Annotated in this window: 3 protein-coding genes and 1 pseudogene; 2 read left to right on the top strand and 2 right to left on the bottom strand. The window is 70.8% G+C overall.

The window, feature by feature from the left end; genetic code table 11:
• Nucleotides 1–569, bottom strand: a pseudogene (locus B9S58_RS12645) (helix-turn-helix domain-containing protein); the annotation flags it as partial.
• Between the two features lie 472 nt (nt 570–1,041).
• Between B9S58_RS12645 and panD the strand changes: the two are divergent.
• Together panD and B9S58_RS12635 are read left to right on the top strand one after the other, a co-directional pair.
• Nucleotides 1,042–1,467, top strand: a complete 426-nt coding sequence (panD, locus tag B9S58_RS12640; RefSeq protein WP_103532219.1) for an aspartate 1-decarboxylase — start codon at nt 1,042–1,044, stop codon at nt 1,465–1,467.
• Between the two features lie 45 nt (nt 1,468–1,512).
• A complete protein-coding gene (locus B9S58_RS12635) occupies nt 1,513–1,866 on the top strand; it encodes a GNAT family N-acetyltransferase (RefSeq protein ID WP_103532218.1) in 354 nt (117 codons plus the stop codon).
• Between the two features lie 36 nt (nt 1,867–1,902).
• Here the strand turns inward: B9S58_RS12635 and B9S58_RS12630 are convergent, their stop codons facing one another.
• The gene (locus tag B9S58_RS12630) at nt 1,903–2,673 is read right to left on the bottom strand and encodes a PIG-L family deacetylase (protein ID WP_103532217.1); all 771 of its coding nucleotides are present in this window, start codon (nt 2,671–2,673) and stop codon (nt 1,903–1,905) included.
• Between the last annotated feature and the right edge of the window lie 321 nt (nt 2,674–2,994).

Raw genomic sequence — 2,994 nt, 5'->3', positions numbered from 1 at the left:
GTGGTCGAAGAAGGCGTCCATGACGTCCTTGCCGTGGCCGTCGGCCATCCACACCACTCGTCCGGTGTCATGGTCGACCACGCAGGTCATGTAGCGGTGGCCGCGCTTGTAGGAGATCTCGTCGATCCCGACCCGCCGCAGCCCGGCCAGTCGGTCGACGGCCCCGTCGCGGTCGGCGACGTAGCGCTCGACGATCCGGCCCACCGTCCGCCAGGACGTCCGTATCAACACCGCCGTCGCGGACTTCGAGCACTCCGCGGCCAGCCACGCGGTCCGCTGGTCGAAAGCGCGGGTGTGCCCGGCACCATGACGGGCCCAGGGCACCGCGACGACCGTCGGCCCATGCTCCCGGCAGGCCACCCGAGGCGCATCAGCCTCCAGGAACACCCGCACCGCACCGTGGTCCAGGGCCCGCCACCGGCGCCGTCCCCGGCCACCGTCGTACCAGGACGCGGGCCGGACACAGATCCCACACCGCTGCCGCCGCCGCGCTTCGGGCCGTACCGACACGATCACGCACTGTTCGTTCCCGTCGAAGCGGACCCCTTCGACCACGGCCTTTCGACCATCAGGGTCCGCTTCCATATGCTGAAGATAGACACGCCGCTTCTCTGCTTGATCAACCTTGTTGCTAGACACCTCAAGGTTCACAGAGAGCGGCGTGTTTCACGTATCAGCCCAGCTCAGAGCCCCCACACATATGACAGGAGAGCCCGAAAAGAGGTGGCTCCTTGAGGCCGGCCGGGGCCTGATCGGGGCATCGGCTCGCGCCGCCGCCCAGAACCGCCGGGGGTGACGGTGATCACGGACACCCCCGGAGGGGCTGCGTAGGCTTGTGCCGTCGTCGCGGTGGGTCTCAGGAGGGTGGGCGAAGGCCCCCTGCGAGCACCTGGCGACGTGTCAGGAAAGTCGGCAAGTGGTCAGCATGAGTCCTGGGAAACCTGGGGAACGCTGCCCGGACATGCGACTCGTTGTAGGGTGAGGAAACAGCCCTTGACCTGCAAATACGCAGGCAGGGAGCCTACGTCCAGGAGTGCCTCGATGATACGTACAATGTTCAAGTCCAAAATTCACCGGGCCACCATCACCCAGGCCGACCTGCACTACGTCGGCTCCGTGACGATCGACGCCGCCCTGATGGAGGCCGCCGACCTGCTGCCCGGCGAGCTGGTCCATATCGTCGACATCGACAACGGCGCCCGTCTGGAGACCTACGTCATCGAGGGCGAGCGCGGCTCCGGTGTCATCGGGATCAACGGTGCGGCCGCACACCTCGTGCACCCCGGTGACCTGGTCATCCTGATCAGCTACGCACAGGTCGACGATGCTGAGGCCCGTGCCCTCGTGCCGCGGGTCGTGCACGTGGACGCGGACAACCGGATCGTGGCGCTCGGCTCAGACGCCTCGGCGCCGGTTCCCGGGACCCGTACGGAGCGGAGCCCACAGGCGGTCGTCGCGGGCGGCTGAGGCCATCGTCCGCGCCCCCACGAACGAGAGAGCAGGAGCTGAGCCATGGCGGAGAGCGCAGCCGTAGAGGTCAGGGACGACCGGGAGCACGGCAGCCTGGTGGCGTACGAGGACGGCAAGCCGGCCGGGACCATCGCGTACTTCGTCATGGACCCGGCTCCCGGCGCGCTTGTTGCCGTGCACACCGTCGTCCGGCCCGAACATGAGGGCAAGGGCATCGCGGGGGCGCTCGTGAGGGAGTTCTACGCCATGGCCGCCCGCGAGGGCGTCCCCGTCGTTCCGCTGTGCCCGTACGCGGCGAAGTGGGCGCAACGCCACCCCGACGAGGCGCCCGAGGTGTCGGCCGGGCTCGTCCGGGAGGCGGAGCGGCAGCTCAGGAACCGCCCCGAGCTGTTCTGACCGGCCACGCCCCGGCAGCACATGGCCCGGGGCATGTCAGGAGCTCAGTTCCGTGTCGGATCCGCCACGGGGCGTGAGGTCCTGGCGGATGTACCACTCGGTGCCCAGCACCTCGCGCTGAACCGCCGGAGGCAGGGCGGCGATCCGGCCCGGTGCCGCTCCTCGGTCCACCTCGCTGCGATGCGCGAGGATCGCGGCCAGCTTCTGCGGAAACCAGGGGCCGATATCGACGGTCGTGGTGATCCATGTGTCTTCCGAGGAGTACAGCGCGTCTGCCGGGGTGCCCGGCCGGGCCAGCCGTCCGCCCACCGGGACGGCCGCCGAGCGGGGGTGCGTGGCGAGGTAGAGGGCGCTCGGCTGCCAAGGATCGCCGGATCCTGGACAGAAGCGGGGGAGGCCGGCGGCCCGGACCGCCAGCGTGGTGATCCGGTGGGCGTGTACGTGGTCGGGGTGGCCGGTCATGCCTCCGTAGGCGTCCGTCGTGATCACGACCTCCGGCCGGACCTCACGGATGTGGCCGACCACGGCCGCCACGGCCTCGTCCAGTGGTGCGTCGAGGAATCGGGGCCTGCCCGGGGCCGACTCCGGTACGCGGGCGTCCGCGTAGCCGAGCAGCCGTGGCTCGCCCGCGCCCAGGGCGTCGAGGGCCCGGGCGAGCTCGACGGCCCGGTGTGTGCCCTCCGCCCAGGTCGCCGTGACCACCGCCGTGCGGGCCCCGGCGGCCGCGTGCTGGGCGAGGACGCCCCCGCAGAACAGGGACTCGTCGTCCGGATGGGCGTGGACGGCGAGAACACTCGGCAGGGGCATGAGGGACACCTCTCGTAACGGCGGTGGTGGTCACGGAGACCTGTCGGGTCCGGGCACCCTGCCCGAGTCCTGCCCGCTCCGGGCGGGCCGGAACGCGTCGGCACACGGCTTCGTGCGCCGCTGTCGCCGGGCGTACGTGTGGACTCGGCAGGCGCGGGCAACCGCACCGGGAGACGGTGGAGGAGAGCTCCATCTGTCCTGTTCGTGCCGTTGTGGAGGAACGCGATGACCCACCCGTACCCCGACCCCGTACCGCCCTCGCCGACGCCTCCGCCCGTACCGGGCCCGCCCACTCCGGTGCCCGGTCCGCCGCCCGTGCCG

It is taken from the genome of Streptomyces sp. SM11, assembly GCF_002910905.1.
Lineage (GTDB): Bacteria > Actinomycetota > Actinomycetes > Streptomycetales > Streptomycetaceae > Streptomyces.
The sequence above is the reverse complement of the archived record's forward strand: the minus strand, read 5'-3'. Positions and strand labels throughout refer to the sequence as shown.

Coding starts and splice junctions, on each gene's coding strand:
- panD (WP_103532219.1), top strand. CDS start 1,042: ATGATACGTACAATGTTCAAGTCCAAAATTCACCGGGCCACCATCACC.
- B9S58_RS12635 (WP_103532218.1), top strand. CDS start 1,513: ATGGCGGAGAGCGCAGCCGTAGAGGTCAGGGACGACCGGGAGCACGGC.
- B9S58_RS12630 (WP_103532217.1), bottom strand. CDS start 2,673: ATGCCCCTGCCGAGTGTTCTCGCCGTCCACGCCCATCCGGACGACGAG.